Annotated in this window: 14 protein-coding genes and 1 tRNA gene; 9 read left to right on the plus strand and 6 right to left on the minus strand. The window is 73.5% G+C overall.

Annotated features, from left to right (window positions below):
* Positions 1-72: 72 nt before the first annotated feature.
* Positions 73-1,752 carry a long-chain fatty acid--CoA ligase gene (locus ABTZ58_RS03000; RefSeq protein ID WP_351349779.1) on the minus strand — a complete coding sequence of 560 codons (1,680 nt, stop codon included), beginning with the start codon at positions 1,750-1,752 and terminating at the stop codon, positions 73-75.
* Positions 1,753-1,912: 160 nt separating this feature from the next.
* Positions 1,913-2,473, minus strand: coding sequence for a SigE family RNA polymerase sigma factor (locus ABTZ58_RS03005; protein ID WP_351349781.1), 561 nt, complete (start codon positions 2,471-2,473; stop codon positions 1,913-1,915).
* Between the two features lie 298 nt (positions 2,474-2,771).
* Between ABTZ58_RS03005 and ABTZ58_RS03010 the strand changes: the two genes are divergently transcribed.
* From ABTZ58_RS03010 to ABTZ58_RS03030, 5 genes are all read left to right on the plus strand, one after another.
* On the plus strand, positions 2,772-3,638 hold the full coding sequence (locus ABTZ58_RS03010) for a bifunctional DNA primase/polymerase (protein ID WP_351349783.1): 867 nt from the start codon (positions 2,772-2,774) through the stop codon (positions 3,636-3,638).
* Positions 3,639-3,700: 62 nt separating this feature from the next.
* Positions 3,701-4,138, plus strand: coding sequence for a hypothetical protein (locus ABTZ58_RS03015; protein ID WP_351350389.1), 438 nt, complete (start codon positions 3,701-3,703; stop codon positions 4,136-4,138).
* A 9-nt stretch (positions 4,139-4,147) separates the two neighbouring features.
* Positions 4,148-4,687 carry a DinB family protein gene (locus ABTZ58_RS03020; protein WP_351349785.1) on the plus strand — a complete coding sequence of 180 codons (540 nt, stop codon included), beginning with the start codon at positions 4,148-4,150 and terminating at the stop codon, positions 4,685-4,687.
* Positions 4,688-4,731: 44 nt separating this feature from the next.
* Positions 4,732-4,956, plus strand: coding sequence for a hypothetical protein (locus tag ABTZ58_RS03025; RefSeq protein ID WP_351349787.1), 225 nt, complete (start codon positions 4,732-4,734; stop codon positions 4,954-4,956).
* Positions 4,957-4,996: 40 nt separating this feature from the next.
* A complete protein-coding gene (locus ABTZ58_RS03030) occupies positions 4,997-5,569 on the plus strand; it encodes a GNAT family N-acetyltransferase (protein WP_351349789.1) in 573 nt (190 codons plus the stop codon).
* A 164-nt stretch (positions 5,570-5,733) separates the two neighbouring features.
* Here the strand turns inward: ABTZ58_RS03030 and ABTZ58_RS03035 are convergent, their stop codons facing one another.
* On the minus strand, positions 5,734-10,254 hold the full coding sequence (locus ABTZ58_RS03035; RefSeq protein WP_351349791.1) for an nSTAND1 domain-containing NTPase: 4,521 nt from the start codon (positions 10,252-10,254) through the stop codon (positions 5,734-5,736).
* Positions 10,255-10,698: 444 nt separating this feature from the next.
* On the opposite strand from ABTZ58_RS03035, the gene ABTZ58_RS03040 reads away from it, so the two are divergent.
* Positions 10,699-10,923, plus strand: a complete 225-nt coding sequence (locus ABTZ58_RS03040; protein ID WP_502995999.1) for a ferredoxin — start codon at positions 10,699-10,701, stop codon at positions 10,921-10,923.
* A gap of 14 nt (positions 10,924-10,937) precedes the next feature.
* Positions 10,938-11,711, plus strand: coding sequence for a PIG-L deacetylase family protein (locus ABTZ58_RS03045; protein WP_351349793.1), 774 nt, complete (start codon positions 10,938-10,940; stop codon positions 11,709-11,711).
* Here ABTZ58_RS03045 and ABTZ58_RS03050 read toward each other — a convergent pair.
* The 3 genes from ABTZ58_RS03050 to ABTZ58_RS03060 all read right to left on the minus strand — a co-directional run bounded on the left by ABTZ58_RS03050 (position 11,706) and on the right by ABTZ58_RS03060 (position 14,101).
* The gene (locus tag ABTZ58_RS03050) at positions 11,706-12,464 is read right to left on the minus strand and encodes a glycosyltransferase family 2 protein (RefSeq protein ID WP_351349795.1); all 759 of its coding nucleotides are present in this window, start codon (positions 12,462-12,464) and stop codon (positions 11,706-11,708) included. The two genes, ABTZ58_RS03045 and ABTZ58_RS03050, sit on opposite strands and share 6 nt — an antisense overlap.
* A 107-nt stretch (positions 12,465-12,571) precedes the next feature.
* Positions 12,572-12,658 (minus strand) — tRNA-Ser (locus ABTZ58_RS03055).
* A gap of 63 nt (positions 12,659-12,721) precedes the next feature.
* Positions 12,722-14,101 carry a S1C family serine protease gene (locus ABTZ58_RS03060; RefSeq protein WP_351349797.1) on the minus strand — a complete coding sequence of 460 codons (1,380 nt, stop codon included), beginning with the start codon at positions 14,099-14,101 and terminating at the stop codon, positions 12,722-12,724.
* Positions 14,102-14,401: 300 nt separating this feature from the next.
* On the opposite strand from ABTZ58_RS03060, the gene ABTZ58_RS03065 reads away from it, so the two are divergent.
* Together ABTZ58_RS03065 and ABTZ58_RS03070 are read left to right on the plus strand one after the other, a co-directional pair.
* Positions 14,402-15,229, plus strand: a complete 828-nt coding sequence (locus ABTZ58_RS03065; protein ID WP_309098016.1) for a glycerophosphodiester phosphodiesterase — start codon at positions 14,402-14,404, stop codon at positions 15,227-15,229.
* Positions 15,230-15,397: 168 nt separating this feature from the next.
* Positions 15,398-16,036, plus strand: coding sequence for an ATP-binding protein (locus ABTZ58_RS03070; protein ID WP_351349799.1), 639 nt, complete (start codon positions 15,398-15,400; stop codon positions 16,034-16,036).
* Positions 16,037-16,176: the final 140 nt, after the last annotated feature.

The raw sequence follows: 16,176 nt of genomic DNA on the forward strand, positions 1-16,176 counted from the left end.
CATGCGGCGAGGAGCCCGCGGCGGACGCCGGGGGCTCCTCGCCGCGGTCAGGTCAGGTCAGGTCAGGTCAGGTCAGGTCAGGGACGTGACGTCCAGCTCGCCCTGTGCGTACTGCCTGCGCAGCACCTTCTTGTCGAACTTGCCGACGCTGGTCTTCGGGACCGACTCGATGACCGTCCAGCGCTCCGGGAGCTGCCACTTGGCGATCTTGCCCTCGTCGGCGAGGAAGGCGCGCAGGGTCTCGAAGGTGGCGGTGGCACCCTCCTTGAGGACCACCGTGGCCAGGGGGCGCTCACCCCACTTGTCGTCGGGGACGGCGACGACCGCGGCCTCGGCGACGTCCGGGTGGGACATCAGCGCGTTCTCCAGCTCCACGGAGGAGATCCACTCACCGCCGGACTTGATGACGTCCTTGGCGCGGTCGGTGAGGGTCAGGTAGCCGTCGGGGGAGATGGTGCCGACGTCGCCGGTCTTGAGCCAGCCGTCCTCGCTGAACTTGTCGGCGGGGCGCAGCGGCTCGGCGTCGGGGCCGTTGTAGTAGGCGCCCGCGATCCAGGCGCCGCGCACCTCCAGCTCACCGGCCGACTCGCCGTCCCACGGGAGGCGTTCGCCGCCCGGGCCGGTCAGCCGGGCCTCGACGCCGGCCGGGAAACGGCCCTGGGTGAGGCGGTAGGCGAACTCCTCGTCCGTGCCGACCGCGGCGGCCGGGGGACGGGCGACCGTGCCCAGCGGGGACGTCTCGGTCATGCCCCAGGCGTGGCAGACCCGCATGCCCAGCTTGTCGAAGGCCTCCATCAGCGACGGCGGACAGGCCGAGCCGCCGATGGTGACCTGGGTGAGGGAGGAGACGTCCCGGGGGTGCGCGGTCAGCTCCGCGAGCAGGCCCTGCCAGATGGTCGGGACGGCGGCGGCGTGGGTCGGCCGTTCGCCCTCGATCATCGCGGCGAGCGGGGCCGGCTGCAGGAAGCGGTCCGGCATCAGCATGTTCACGCCGGTCATGAACGTGGCGTGCGGCAGGCCCCAGGCGTTCACGTGGAACTGGGGGACCACGACCAGGGAGGTGTCCTGGTCGGTCAGGCCCATCGACTGGGCCATGTTGACCTGCATGGAGTGCAGGTAGATGGAGCGGTGGCTGTAGACCACGCCCTTGGGGTCGCCGGTGGTGCCGGAGGTGTAGCACATGGCGGCGGCCTGGCGTTCGTCCAGCTCGGGCCAGTCGTAGGAGGTCGGCTTCCCGGCGATCAGGTCCTCGTACTCGTGGACCTGCGCGGTCGCATCAGCGAGCGCCGAGCGGTCCCCGGGGCCGGTGACGACCACGTGCTCGACGGTCTTCAGGTGCGGCAGCAGCGGGGCGAGCAGGGGGAGCAGCGAACCGTTGGCGATGATCACGCGGTCGGCGGCGTGGTTGACGATCCAGGCCAGCTGCTCGGGCGGGAGGCGGAGGTTCAGGGTGTGCAGGACCGCGCCCATGGACGGGATCGCGAAGTACGCCTCGACGTGTTCCGCGTTGTTCCAGGCGAGGGTCGCCACGCGCTCGTCGGCGGTGACGCCGAGGTCCTCCCGCAGCGCGTGGGCCAGCTGGGCCGCTCGGGCGCCGATCTCCGCGAAGGAGCGGCGGTGCGGTTCGTCCTCACCGGTCCACGTGGTCACCTGCGATGTCCCGTGGATCGTCGACCCGTGGGTCAGGATCCTCGAGATCAGCAGCGGTACGTCCTGCATGGTGCTCAGCACGGCGTCCTCCCGGGGCGACATTGCCTACGCGGTGGTAAGGGTTGCGCTGATTCTGCGCACATACCACGCGGTATGTCACTAGGACCGGGTGATCGATCACATCACGCCATGCGGGCGCGGCAGCTCACAGCGGTGCCGGACAGCGTCCCGTGGAGCCTCTCACCAGGCAGAACGGCGGGCGTCACGAGCGGACGAGCCCCAGCTCGGCGTCCTCGCGCAGCTTGCCCAGGGCCCGGGACACGGCCGACTTCACCGTGCCCACCGACACGCCGAGCACCTCGGCCGTCTGGGCCTCGCTGAGGTCCTCGTAGTACCTGAGGACCACCATCGCCCGCTGCCGGGCGGGCAGCCGCATGATCGCCCGCCACATCGCGTCGCGCAGCGCCTGCTGCTCGGCCGGGTCGTCACCGCCGGGAACCGGGTCCGGCTCGGGCAGCTCCTCGCAGGCGAACTCGTCGACCTTGCGCTTGCGCCACTGCGAGGTCCGCGTGTTCAGCAGCGCCCGGCGCACGTAGCCGTCGAGGGCGCGATGGTCCTCGATGCGCTCCCAGGCGACGTACGTCTTGGCGAGCGCGGTCTGCAGCAGGTCCTCCGCGTCGCTCGGGTTTCCGGTGAGCGAGCGGGCGGTACGCAGCAGCACCGGCTGGCGGGCCCTGACGTACGACGAGAACGACGGGTACGGAAGGGTCTGCGCCGTGGGTGCGGCCGCCTTCGAAGCGCTCGTGCAGACGAGTGTGGTCATGGCTCAACGCTATGAGCGGGGCGGTGCCGGGCGGATCGGCCGCAGGTCCCGAAGCGGGGTCCCCCTCAGGTTGTAGGGGTGGGGGTGACTCCACCTCCTGTAGGTGGAGCGGCGGGAGCCTCGTACTGCGGGTTCACCCCTGCGGGGTACCGGCCAGGACCAAAGCGGAAGGGGGCGTTCTAACCCGGGGGCCGCAAGGGATGAAGCGTTCCCGCACTTTTCGGGCACAGCGCCCCGCTCCGGCGCGTCGCGACCGCTCCCCCTTTCTTTTTTCGAACGTACGTACGAAACTAGAGTCATGGCCACCACCGACCGGCAGGCCACGACGCTGGCCCTCGCACACGCCCTGTCAGCCGCCGAGCGCGGGCTGGCCGTCATCCCCCTGTCGCGCACCAAGCTGCCCGCGCTGCGCTCCCCCCACCGCGACGACCCCACGCCCTCCCCCTGCCACGGCGAGTGCGGCCGCCTCGGCCACGGGGTGTACGACGCCTCCAGCGACCCGGGCCGCATCCGCGAGCTGTTCGCCGCCGCCCCCTGGGCGACCGGCTACGGCATCGCCTGCGGCCTGCCCCCGCACCATCTGATCGGCATCGACCTGGACGTGAAGACCGGCACGGACTCCTCGGCCGCCCTGCGCGAGCTGGCCCTGCGGCACCTGTTCACGATCCCCCCGACGGTGGTGGTGCTGACCCCGTCCGGCGGGCGTCACCTGTGGCTGAGCGGCCCGCCCGACCTGGTCGTCCCCAACTCCGCGGGCCGCCTCGCCCCCGGCATCGACATCCGGGGCGCCGGCGGCTACCTCGTCGGCCCCGGCTCCCGCACGGACCGGGGCGTGTACGCCGCCGCGCCCGGCACCGCCCACCTGCCCCCCGCCCGCTGCCCGCGCTCCCTGTTGCGGCTGCTGCTCCCGCCACCCCGCGCCCACCACCTCACGCCCGCGACGGCCGGCGGACACGGCGAGGGCCTGGTCCAGTTCGTCCTGACCGCGCACGAGGGCCAGCGCAACACCCGCCTGTTCTGGGCGGCCTGCCGGGCCTACGAGGAGGGAAGCGGCCCGGCGCTCGTGACCCCCCTGGTCGAGGCGGCCCTGAACACCGGCCTGTCCGAGCGTGAGGCCCGCGCGACGATCGCGTCGGCGGCCCGGATGACGGGACACCGGCCCTGACCCGAGCCCTGTCCCTGAGCACCGGAAGACCCCCCATGCACCCGTACGGCAACACCCCGGCCATGGCGCTCGCCCGCCTCGTCCTGGCCTCGGGCCGCTCGGTCGACCTCGCCGAGCTGCGCTTCACGTCGACCTACGGCGATCTCCCGGCGGGCTACCCCTGCAAGCCGGTGAACGACCTGCGCATCGCCCGCCTGGTGCGCGCCGCCGAGCGTGCCCGTCCCGGCACGCCGGTCCATCTGGTGCCGCCCGCGCGCGAGTACCCCGACCAGTACGCGGGCGGCCTCGGGCCCGTGGAGGTGCTGCCGGCCGTGGCCTGCCTGGGCACCTTCCAGTCCACGGCCCTGGACCCGGCCCGCGACCCGGTCGCCTACCGCTCGCGCCTGGTCGTCGTCTGGTTCCAGGCCACGCCCCGCCTGCCGTCCGGCTGCGACGCGGAGCCCGCGCTGCGGGACCTCGACTGGGCGGCCCTGGCCCGGGACGCCCGGACCGCCTCGTAGGGTCGTCCGATGAGCGTCTCCCGAACGGAACTGCTGCGTGATCAGTTCGAACTGACCTGGTCGCTGTTCGAGTACCACCTGGAGCGGCTGGAGCCGGAGGACTTCCTCTGGGAGCCCGCGCCGCACTGCTGGACGATGCGCCGGGCCGCCGACGGCACCTGGACCCCGGACTGGGCGGACACCGAACCCGACCCGGTCCCGGTGCCCACGATCGCCTGGGTGAGCTGGCACATCGGCTGGTGGTGGAGCGTCGCCCTCGACCACGCGCAGGGCCGCCCGCCCCGCGACCGCGCGGACGTCGTCTGGCCCGGCGAGGGCACCGCGACCGTCACCTGGCTGCGGGACCTGCGCACCCGGTGGCTGGCGGTCCTGGACGGCCTGGACGAGACGGACCTGGACGCCACGGCCCCCTTCCCGTGGCCCGGCGATCCCCGGTACACCGTGGCGCACATGGCGGCGTGGGTGAACACGGAACTGACCAAGAACGTCAGCGAGATCGGCCAGCTGCGGCTGCTGCGGGTGGCCTCCGCGGTACGTCAAAATCACTAACGGCACGCCTGTGACCTGCGAGAAGGCGGTTCGTTGAAGCGAGCATGCGAATGCGTCTGCTCTCCCGTGCCGCTGTGCTGCTGCTCGCCCTCGTCGTCCTCCAGGTCGGTTCGCCCGCCCTGGCCGGTGAGGGCGGCGGCGGTGACAGCCGGTCGGGCTCCGTCGATCCGCTCACCCCGTTCGCGCAGGGCTCCTCGGCCCTCGCGAGCATGGCCCAGCCGTTCTACACCGCCTTCAGCCAGGCCGTCTCGCCGCCGCCGAGGGCCTGATCCGGCGGCGCCGCCGCGCCGCACATGTCATCGTGAGGGCATGAGCATCGACGTGCGCCCCGCGACGGACTTCGAGGACGTCCGCGCCGTGCTCGGCCCGAAGTCGCCGACCGCCAGCGTCTGCTGGTGCCTGAGCTACCGGATCCCCTCCAAGCTCAACAACGAACTGCGCGGCCCGGCCCGCGGCGCCTACGTCGCCGAGCTGTGCCGCGCGGACGTGCCCCCGGGCGTGCTCGCCTACGACGGCGACGAACCGGTCGGCTGGGCCGCCGTCGCCCCGCGCGCGGACACCTCCTTCGCCCGCAGCCGCAGGATCCCGCACCTCGACGACCTGCCCGTCTGGTCGCTGTGGTGCGTCCGGGTCCGCCCCGGCCACCGCAAGCAGGGCGTCTCCCACGCCCTGATCGCCGGCGCCGTCGACTTCGCCCGGGCCCACGGGGCACCGGCGATCGAGGCGTACCCCCTCGACAACGGCGACGCCAGGGTCGACCTGACGATGGCCTACGCCGGTCTGCGCAGGAACTTCGAGCGCGCCGGCTTCACCCTGGCGGCGGCCACCACCTCGGTCCTGGCCGGTCATCCCCGGGTCCTGATGCGGCTCGACCTGCGCTGAGAAAAGGCCCGACCGCTGGCGACGGGGGATGCACCAGCGGTCGAGCCATGGCCAAGGGTAACAAGCGCTTGCGCACGGCGAGCCGACTGACCGTCAGAACGTCGCACTTGTGACTCGTTTCACTCAACTTCCTTGAAAAACTTGCCTGTTGGGCAAAACAGGGCTCATTCGTCGCACGGCGGATCGTAGGAGAGGCGGGACAGGTACGCGCGCCAGGTGTCCGGCGTCAGCACGCCCCGGGTCATCGCGCAGATGCGGTCCACCGCCCGGTCGACGTCCAGGTCCCAGATCCGGATGGTGTCGGCGCCGCTGGACACCCCGAGCATGTGGCTGCTGGGGCTGAACGCCAGGAAGTTGCCGGTCTCGGCACCCGGGCTCATCGACTGGCCGATCGCGGTGGCCCCGGCGGGGTCGGCGACGTCCCACAGCCGGACGGTGCTGTCGTTGCCGCCGCTGGCCAGGGTGCGGCCGTCCCGGCTGAAGGTGAGGGACACGACCGCTTCCGTGTGGCCGGTGAGGCGCTTGTCCTGGGAGGCACGGGCGGGGTCCGTGACATCCCAGAGGCGGACGGAGGTGTCGTCGCCGGCGCTGGCCAGCGTCCGGCCGTCGCGGCTGTAGGCGAGGGCGTTGACGGCTCCGCGGTGTCCCTTGAGCGGGGTGCCCATCAGGGTGATCCGCGCCGGGTCGTCCGCGTCCCACAGCCGGATGGTGCCGTCCGCGCTGCCGCTGGCGAGCGTGCGGCCGTCGGGGCTGAACACCAGGAAGTTCACATACCCCTTGTGACCGGTGAGGGGCGCGCCGAGCGGCCGGGGACGGGACGGGTCGGCGATGTCCCACAGCCGGATCGTGCGGTCGTCGTGGGCGGTGGCCAGCACGCGCCCGTCGGGACTGAAGGCCAGCGGGTCGGCGTACCGGATGCGCAGGGGGATGGAGGAGCGGTACGGAACAGGGTGCTCCGGATCACTGAGGTTCCACAGCCGCACGGTCCGGTCGCCCGTCACGGCCGCGACGGTGCGGCCGTCCGGGGAGAACTCCAGGGTGCGCACACCGTCCTCGCCCGGCCCGAAGGGCTCGCCGATCCGGACCGGCCTGCCGGGCGTCCGCACGTCCCACAACCGCACCCGGCCGTCCCGCCCCGCCGTCGCGAGCACCCGCCCGTCGGAACGGAACGATCCCGTCCGTCCGGTCATGTCCGACCTCGGCAGCGCCCACAGGCGGACCTTGTTGTCACCCGTGCCGGTGGCGAGGGTGCGGCCGTCGGGGCTGAAGCCGAGCGCGTACATCTCACCGCTGCTGCCCGCCAGGGGCCCGCCGACCTGTGACGCGTACGCCGGATCACCGACCTTCCACAGACTCGCGGTGCTGTCCGCGCTGGCGGCGGCGAGCATGCTGCCGTCCGGGCTGAACGCCACGGACCAGATCGGGCCGGTGTGGCCGGTGAGCGGCGCTCCGATCTGCTTCGGGCGATGCAATTCGGCCATGTTCCACAGGCGGACGGCGTTGTCCTCTCCGCCGCTGGCCAGCGTCCTGCCGTCGGGGCTGAAGGCCACCGAGTGCACGAGGGCGCCGTGGCCGGTCAGCGGCGTGCCGAGCCGCTGCGGACGACCGGGGTCGGCCACGTCCCACAGCCGGATCGTGCCGTCGTCGCCGCCCGCCGCCAGCGTCCGGCCGTCCGGGCTGAACGCCACCGAGCGGGCCGCGGCCGTGTGCCCGGTCAGGGGCTCGCCGCGCGCCCGCGGCCGGCGCGGATCGGCCACGTCCCACAGCCGGACGGTGTGATCGTCGCCCGCGGAGGCGAGCGTGCGGCCGTCCGGGCTGAAGGCGATCAGGTAGATGGTGCCCTCGTGGCCGGTCACCGGCGCGCCGAGCCGCTTCGGACGGCCCGGGTCCGTCACGTCCCACAGCCGGATCGTGCCGTCGTCGGCGGCGCTGGCCAGCGTCCGGCCGTCCGGGCTGAACACCGCGCTGCTCACCCAGCTCGTGTGGCCGGTCAGCGGTCCGCCCAGAGGCTCGGGGCGCCGGGGGTCGGACACGTCCCACAGCCGGACGGTCCGGTCGTAGCTGGCCGTGGCCAGGGTCGTGCCGTCCGGGCTGAACGTCGTGAGGTAGACGGCGCCGGTGTGGCCGATGAGGGGGGTGGCCAGCGGGGCGTTCACGACGGACATCAGGCGGCTGTTCGCGCCCTCGTCGTCCGGCCGGAGCCGGTGGGCGACCAGGTCGAGCTGCGCGGACAGCGAGGGATCGGTGTCCTGGACGCGGTCGGCCTGGGCCAGTACCTGCTCGAACACGGCGTCGTCGCGCTGCTTGAAGGCGATGACCGCCGACCCGACGGCCAGCACCGCGAGCACGACCAGCGCCGCCACCGCGCCCCGGGTGATCCACAGGAAGCGCCGGCGCAGCCGGACCGAGGCGGCCAGGAACTCCACCGCGCTGCGGGTCAGGAACGTGTCCCCGGCCGACCTGGCCCAGGTGTGGGCCTGCTCCAGCCGCGAGCCCCGGTAGAGCAGGGAGGTGTCGCGGTCCGACTCCTCCCAGGCCCGGCCGTCCTCCTCCAGGCGCTGGCGCAGCAGGTTGCCCTGGCGGTCCTCGTCGATCCAGTCGCGCAGGCGCGGCCAGGCGTGCAGCAGCGCCTCGTGGGTGATCTCCACGGTCTCCGCGTCCAGCGTCACCAGCCGGGCGCGGACCAGCGCTTCGAGGGACTCCTCGGTCTTGCCGGGGTCGTTCGACTCGTCCGCGAGCTGCCGCCGGGTGCCGCGCCGCCGGGTGGCCTGGGTGTCCTCGCCGAGCCTGACCAGCCGGAGCAGGAGCAGCCGTGCCGCCGTGCGGGCCGCCGGGTCGAGCCGGGACCAGGCCCGCTCGGCGGTCGCCGCGACCGCGCCCTGGATGCCCCCGGCCGCGCGGTAGCCGGCCAGCGTCAGCCGGCCCGCCTTCCTGCGCTGCCAGGTGGCGAGCAGGGCGTGCGACAGCAGCGGCAGCACACCGGCGTCGTGCGCCCCGCGCGGGCCGTCGGCACTGACCTCCCGGACGATGAGCTCGGCCAGGCCCGGCTCCAGCTCCAGCCCGACGGCCTTGGCCGGTCCGGTCACCGCCTCGCGCAGCTCGGCGGCGGTGAGCGGCCCGAGCACCATGTGGCGGTGCTGGAGCGCGTCGGCCAGCTCCGGATACCGCAGGCAGCGCTCGTAGAAGTCGGCCCGTATGCCCAGGACGACGACCGCCGGGGCCGGTTCGCCGGGGCGGGCGGGTGTGCAGGCGGCGTGCAGGACCTGGATGAAGGCGCGCCGCTCCGCCTCGTCCGGGCAGAGAGTGAACGTCTCTTCGAACTGGTCGACGATGACGACCGGGCGGGCACCGGTGGGGGCCTCGCGCCGGGCCCAGGCGGTGACGGCGGCGCGGACGGCGTCCGGGAGGAGGGGGGCGCGGGTTTCCTCCGGCTCCGCCGCGGCCCGCCCGGCGCTCACCGGGACGACGAGCTCCAGCTCCGGTATCCGCCGGGTCAGCTCCGCGAGCGGATCAGCACCCGGCACGAGCTGCACGACCTGCTCGACCCGACCGGAACCACCGGCACGGTGACCGCCGTGACCGGCCCGGCCGTGACGGGTCCGGCCTTGGTCGGCTCGGCCTTGGTCGGCTCGGCCTTGGTCGGCTCGGCTGTGGTCGGCCCGGGCGTGGTCGGCCCGGGCGTGGTCGCCACCGGGGCCGGGGTTCGCGCTGTGGCTGTGGGTTGCGCCGGGGCCGTGGGTTGCGCCGGGGCCGTGACCAGTGCCCTGACCGTGGCTCGTGCCCTGTCCGGCGTGGCTGGTGCCCTGTCCTCCGGGACTGCCGGCCCGTCCGTGGTCACCGCCCTGCCCCTGACCGGCGCCCTGGCCGCCGGAGCTGATGCCCTGACCGGGGCTGATGCCCTGCCCTCTGGGGCTGATGCCCTGCCCCCCGGGGCTCGTGCCCTGGCCGGTCCCGGCGCCCGGGCCTCCGGTGGCGCCGTCTGCCGCGCGGCCGGCTCCGACCCTGCCGTCCCTGCCGCCCCTGCCGCCCCTGCCGCCCCTGCCGTCATCGTCACCGTCGGCGCCGGTCAGCGCGCCGTCCCGGAGGGCGGGCACCAGACCGGCGTTGAGCAGCGAGGACTTCCCCGCCCCCGACGCGCCCACCAGCATGACCAGACCGCCCGTGCCCGACACCGCCCGGAGCTGGGTGACGAGCGCGTCCGTGCTCCGCTCCCGGCCGAAGAACCACCGGGCGTCCTCCCGGCGGTAGGAGGCCAGCCCCCGGTACGGGCACACACCGCCCGGCGCGGGCGGCGCCTCGGTGGCAGGCCCTTCCTCCGCCGCCGACGCCGCGGGACGCTCGCCCACCGGGTCGGCCACCGCGCGCTCCCACAGCCGCTGCCACTGCGCGAGGTCGTACAGGCCCGGGGAGACCGGCGTCGGCCGCGCCCGGCGCGCCTCGGGGATCAGCACGTGCAGCACCGCCGCGAGGGCGGTGAACTGAGCGGGTACGTTCCGGGCCCGGCGCCAGTCGCTGATCCGCTGGGCGGACACCCGTACGGGCCGCCCGCGTTCGTCGATCCGCTGCAGCCGCCCGACCGACTCGGACACGCGTTTGAGTGGAGGGTTGCCTGCTTCCTTGTACAGCAGTGCGAGGCGTTCCGCGAAGGCGGTGCGTGCCCCCGAGTCGGAACTCAAGGTCTCCACTCCCCACTGGTCACGCCGGGACGTCCGACGTCCGGTCCGGAAAACTCACTCTATACATCTGACCTGCGGCAATACCCTCCGCTTGACCCCGGAACCTCCCCGTCCATGGCCGGAAATGGCAGGATCCGGACCCAGCAATCGCACCCATCCGGTCAGCCTCCGTCCGAGTCGGACGACGGTGACTCCACCGTTCGGCACCGGTCCCCACGAGGGGAGGGACCGGTGTCGGACGACGTGGTGATCCTCCCTGCGGCCGGCGCCCTACAACCCCGCCGACCGCGCTCCCCAACCCCGCCGACCGGGCCGGCCGACGCACCATCCGGCCGGTTCGTACGCGGGATCCGGCCGGTTCGACCCCAGGCCCGCTGGGCAGGCACCTCCCGGTGGGCCGTCACTTCCCGATGCCCACGGTCCGTGACGCCGTCCGGAGGGGGACACAGGGTCATGAAGGTCGTCATGCGGGTCTCCGTCGACCGCGATCTCTGCTACGGATCCGCCGAGTGCGCCCACCGGGCCCCGGCGGTCTTCGACTTCGTCGACGGGTACGGCGTCGTCCGTCCGGGCCGGGAGCGGACGCCGGAGGGCGATCCGGACGTCCTTGAGGCGGCGGAGCGGTGCCCGAGCCAGGCGATCGCCATCACCAGGGCACCGGCGCCCGACCACCCGTGAGCGCGGGCGGACGCATGCCGTTCCCCGACCTGCTCGCGGTCTTCGCCCACCCCGACGACGAGTCCCTGGCCGCGGGCGGTGTCCTCGCGCGGCACGCCGCGGCGGGCGCGCGCACGGCGGTCGTCACGGCGACCTGGGCACCGGACACCCCGCGCGCCGCGGAACTGGCCGAAGCCCTGCGCGTCCTCGGCACCGGCCCGCCCCGGATGCTCGGGTACGCCGACTCCCGCCTCCCGCCCTCGGCCCCGGACCGGCCCCGCCTCCTGGACGCCCCGCTGGACGAGACGGTGCGCGAACTGGTCGCGCACCTCCGCGCGTTCCGCCCGCGGATCGTCCTCACCCACGACGCGTACGGCGGACTGACCGGCCACGAGGACCATGTGCACACCCACCGAGTGGCCCTGCTCGCGGTCCAGGCCGCCGGCCTCGAACGCCTCTACCCGGACGCCGGCGCCCCCTGGCGGCCGGACGCGCTGTACCTGGCCACGCACCCCCACTCGGCCGTCCGCTCCTGGGCCGGCCTCCTGGCTCCCACGGGCAAGCGGATGTACACGGTCCCGGACGACCACGTCACCGCCGCGGTCGACGTGTCCCCCTGGCTGGACCGGAAGGTCGCCGCGATCCTGGCCCACCGCACGGAGGTCGGACGGGGCGCCGCCCCGGGCCTGATCGCCGCGCTGCCGGACCGGGAACGCGCGCTGCTGCTGGGCACGGAGTGGTACACCCGCCTCGGCCTCGCCCCCACGCCCCCGGGCGGCACGGACGCGGACGCGGAGCTGTGGTCATGAGGCCGCACCGAAGCTCCACCGCAGACGGGACAGCGCTCGGGCCCGGGTCTCCACCACGGCCATCCGGGCCTCCCGCTCGCCCCGCTCCATGTGCGCGGCCTTGCCGGTGACCTGCCCCTCCCACTTCCGGTACAGCAGCCCCACCTCCCGCGAGAACCATCCCCGGCTCACGGCGTTCAGCGCGAGCAGCAGGCCCGTGTCCTCCGAGGCGGGCAGCGCCATCCAGCCGCCGAGCGCGAGCAGCAGTTCCCGCCGGACGAACAGCGAGGCCGGATGGACCTGGGCGAGGAACCCGTTGGCCTTCCAGTACTCCAGCACGTCCCCGCGCTCGATCACCCCCTCGGCGGGATCGCCCGGGAACCCGGCCGTCGACCCGTCGGGCAGCAGATCCAGCACCCGGGACGTCACCCAGGCCAGGCCGCGGTCCCCCTCCAGCACCGCCAGATCCCGCGCGAGCACCCCGGGCGCGAGCAGGTCGTCGGCGTCCAGCACCTTCACGTAGGAACCCTCGGCGTGCGCCAGCGCCATGGTCCGCGCCACCCCGGGCCCGCCACCCCGCCCCTGCCGGAACGTCACCCGCCGGTCCTCGGGCACGAACGGCCGCACACCGTCGCCCTCGCCGTCCTGCTGGATCACCCAGTGCCACTCCCACCCCCTGGGCAACCGCTGCGCGCACAGCGACGCGTAGGCCTCCGGCAGGAAGCGGGCATGGGGTCCGTGCACAGCGGTGACGACGACGATGCACCGACTCACAGGGGCTCACAGCCTTTCCGGGTACGGGACGCTCCTGCCGGAACCGGACATGCAAGCGACCCCCGACCGGAGAACCGGGCCGGGGGCCGTGCTCACTGCTCAGCAAGCGGAGGCGGTGGGATTTGAACCCACGGTGACATCGCTGCCACGACGGTTTTCAAGACCGTTCCCTTCGGCCGCTCGGGCACACCTCCCCGCACCTGCCGTGACCGGCGGCGCGGGGACAAGCGTAACGGGTCGGTGCGGGCGGGTGGGGGTCAGTTGTCGCCGACGCGGGAGCCCAGGGTGACCTCGGTGGTGTGCTGCTTGCCGTCGCGCTCGTAGGTGATCGTGACCTTGTCGCCCGGCTTGTGGGTCCAGATCTCGCCGATCAGCGTCGGGCCGGAGTCGATCACGTGGCCGTCGAGCTTGGTGATGACGTCACCCGGCTTCAGGCCCGCCTTGGCGGCCGGGCCGCCCGGCTCGACCGGTGCCGAGCCGCCCGCGCCCTGGTCGGTGATCTGCGCGCCGTCGGAGCTGTCGTCCAGGGAGACGGACGCGCCGATCTTCGCGTAAACCGGCTTGCCGGTCCGGATCAGCTCCTGGGCGACGTACTTCGCCTGGTTGATCGGGATGGCGAAGCCCAGGCCGATCGAGCCGGACTGGCCGGTGCCGAAGCCGCCGTTGCCGGTGGACTGGATCGCGGAGTTGATGCCGATGACGTTGCCGTGCGCGTCCAGCAGCGGCCCGCCGGAGTTGCCCGGGTTGATCGACGCGTCGGTCTGCAGGGCGCTCATGTACGACGCCTGGCTGCCGCTGCCGTCGCTGGAGGCCACCGGGCGGTTCTTGGCGCTGATGACGCCCGTCGTCACCGTGTCGGACAGGCCGAACGGGGCGCCGATCGCGATGGTCGCGTCGCCGACTGCGACCTTGTCGGAGTCGCCGAGCGTGAGCGGCTTGAGGTCGCCGGGGGCGTCCTTAAGCTTGATGACCGCCACGTCGTAGCCCTGCGCGTTGCCGACCACCTGGGCGTCGTACTTCTTGCCGTCCGGGAACGTCGCCGTGACCTTGCCGCCGTCCACCGCGTCCGCCACCACGTGGTTGTTGGTGACGATGTGGCCCTGCTTGTCGAAGACGAAGCCCGTGCCCGTGCCGCCCTCGCCACTGGTGCTCTCGGCTTCGATCGTGACCGTGCTCGGCAGCGCCCTGGCGGCCACGCCCGCGACCGTGCCCGGGTCGCGCTTGACGTCGCCGCCGCTGGTGGAGGAGGAGACCGTCGTCGAGCCGGTGCTGTCGTCGTTGTTCTTCGCCAGGGTGTAACCGAGGCCGCCGCCCAGACCGCCCGCGACCAGCGCGGCGATCAGGATGCCGGCGACCAGCCCGCCGCGTCCGCGGCCGGACTTCGGCGCCGGCTGCTGGTACGACGCGCCCCAGCCGCCCGGGCCGGAGCCGGAGCCGCCGTCGTGCGGACCGGCCGGCGGCGGGGGCGGGGGCCAGGAGGGGTCGGGGGCGGAGGAGGAGACGCCGGGGTGACCGGCGTCGCCGGGGGCGCCCTGTCCGTACGGCCCCTGGGGCGCCGGAGCAGCGGGAGCGTCCACCGGCACGGGGGGTGCGGACGGGGCGGGGGGTACCGCGGTGCCCTCGTTCTCGGTGCTCACAGCTTCTCTCCTCGATCCACGGCTGTCTGTCCTGGGTCGCACTCGGTCGCGCTCGGTCGCGCTCGTCCACGCCGGTCGGCGGGGCCGGCGCGGTACAGCTGTGCTTGTCCCTTTGTATGCCGTCAGCTTTTCCCACAGGCCGTCAGAGCACCATAAGCGGTGGCTGTGGGTCCGGGGCCATTCTTTATATAGGGCATTACTGACTAAAGAGGTGCAATCCCAGTGCTTCCGTCCGGATCCGCCTCTCGGTCCGGTCCGTCCGACCGGACGCGTACCCGCATGCGGTGGCACCATGACGCGGTGACCCACGCTCGCCGGCATCCGATTCAAGTCGTCGCCCACCGCGGGGCCTCCGAGGACGCCCCGGAACACACCCTGGCCGCTTACACCAAGGCGATCGAGGACGGCGCGGACGCGCTCGAATGCGATGTGCGCCTGACCGCCGACGGCCACCTGGTGTGCGTCCACGACCGACGCGTCAACCGTACGTCCAACGGCCGCGGCGCGGTCTCCGCCCTGGAGCTGGCCGACCTCGCCGCCCTGGACTTCGGCTCCTGGAAGACGCGCGACGTCTGGAAGGGACGGGACGAGGAACCCGACTGGGAGCACCGCCCGGAGGACCGCGAGGCGACCTCCGTCCTCACCCTGGAGCGGCTCCTGGAACTCGTCGCCGACGCCGGGCGCCGGGTGGAGCTGGCCGTCGAGACCAAGCACCCCACACGCTGGGCGGGTCAGGTCGAGGAGCGGCTGCTGGTCCTGCTGAAGCGGTTCGGCCTCGACGCCCCGGCCTCCGCGGAGGAGTCGCAGGTCCGGGTCATGAGCTTCTCGGCCCGCTCGCTGCACCGCGTGCGTGCCGCCTCGCCGACCCTGCCGACGGTCCATCTGACGCAGTTCGTCACGCCCCGGCTGCGCGACGGGCGACTGCCCCCCGGCGTGCGGATCGCGGGTCCCTCCGTGCGCATCGTGCGCAACCACCCCGCCCACATCGAGCGCCTGAAGCGGGCGGGCCACCAGGTGCACGTGTGGACGGTCAACGAGCCCGAGGACGTGGACCTGTGCGTCGGCCTGGGCGTCGACGCCATCATCACCAACCGTCCGCGCGCGGTGCTCGACCAGCTGGGCCGCTGAGGTTCCGGGCCGGCGTCGACGGCCCCACGAGTCCCATCAGACCCACGCACACCCCTTGACCCCGCCCCCCGACGGACGGGATGCTCCCCTCTCGGCCACAACGACGATTTCCAGCCACGCAATCTCGGGGAGTGCTCCGGCGCGTTCGATCCGTATTCGATCGTGTGAGTGCGTCACCGGACGTGGATTGGCCGGTTTCCGGTACAGGCCAATGGGGCATCCACACCGTGGCGTGGGGCGAAGGAGGTCTCGGGGGTGGCGTTGGTGGTGGCACAGGAGGTGCCCACGTCGTCGAGCATGGCCGTACCCCATGGCCCTGCGGGCGTGGGGAAGGCGAGACACCGCATGCGGGCGCAGTTGCGCAGCGGCGGTGTAGCGGAATCGGTCATCGACGACGCCGTACTGATCCTCTCCGAACTGCTCAGCAACGCGTGCAAGCACGGCAGACCCCTGGGCGACGCCCTCTCCGGTGACGGCGACGTCCGTGCCGCGTGGCGCGTGGACCCGTCCGGCCGGCTCATCGTCGAGGTCACGGACGGCGGCGGCCCGACCCGCCCCGCCCCCGCGACCCCGTCGGTCACCGCCCACGGCGGCCGCGGGCTGAACATCATCACCGCGCTCGCCGACGACTGGGGTGTCCGGGACGACGTCCGCGGCGAGGTCACGGTCTGGGTCGTCGTCCACCACGACGTCCACGACCCGGACGCCGGCCACCGCCGCGACGACTTCGCGACCCGTGTCACCGCCCCGGCCGTGTCCCGGATACCGGGTCTGGACTTCGCGGACGCCTTCGACGACCTGGACTGAGCGCGGTACGCCTGGCCTGTGGGGAGCGCCGCGCAGCACCCGGCGCCGTCCACATGGACCCGGCGCCGTCCACAGGACCCGGCGTCCACAGGACCCGGCATCGTCCACAGGACCCCGTCCCCCGGGGCACGAACGGCTAG

The organism is Streptomyces sp. NPDC094143 (genome assembly GCF_040303825.1).
GTDB lineage: Bacteria > Actinomycetota > Actinomycetes > Streptomycetales > Streptomycetaceae > Streptomyces.

What these genes read in the sequence shown, in the direction of transcription:
- ABTZ58_RS03000 (WP_351349779.1), bottom strand. Translation starts at nt 1,752, where the DNA reads ATGTCGCCCCGGGAGGACGCCGTGCTGAGCACCATGCAGGACGTACCG.
- ABTZ58_RS03005 (WP_351349781.1), bottom strand. Translation starts at nt 2,473, where the DNA reads ATGACCACACTCGTCTGCACGAGCGCTTCGAAGGCGGCCGCACCCACG.
- ABTZ58_RS03010 (WP_351349783.1), top strand. Translation starts at nt 2,772, where the DNA reads ATGGCCACCACCGACCGGCAGGCCACGACGCTGGCCCTCGCACACGCC.
- ABTZ58_RS03015 (WP_351350389.1), top strand. Translation starts at nt 3,701, where the DNA reads ATGGCGCTCGCCCGCCTCGTCCTGGCCTCGGGCCGCTCGGTCGACCTC.
- ABTZ58_RS03020 (WP_351349785.1), top strand. Translation starts at nt 4,148, where the DNA reads ATGAGCGTCTCCCGAACGGAACTGCTGCGTGATCAGTTCGAACTGACC.
- ABTZ58_RS03025 (WP_351349787.1), top strand. Translation starts at nt 4,732, where the DNA reads ATGCGAATGCGTCTGCTCTCCCGTGCCGCTGTGCTGCTGCTCGCCCTC.
- ABTZ58_RS03030 (WP_351349789.1), top strand. Translation starts at nt 4,997, where the DNA reads ATGAGCATCGACGTGCGCCCCGCGACGGACTTCGAGGACGTCCGCGCC.
- ABTZ58_RS03040 (WP_502995999.1), top strand. Translation starts at nt 10,699, where the DNA reads ATGAAGGTCGTCATGCGGGTCTCCGTCGACCGCGATCTCTGCTACGGA.
- ABTZ58_RS03045 (WP_351349793.1), top strand. Translation starts at nt 10,938, where the DNA reads ATGCCGTTCCCCGACCTGCTCGCGGTCTTCGCCCACCCCGACGACGAG.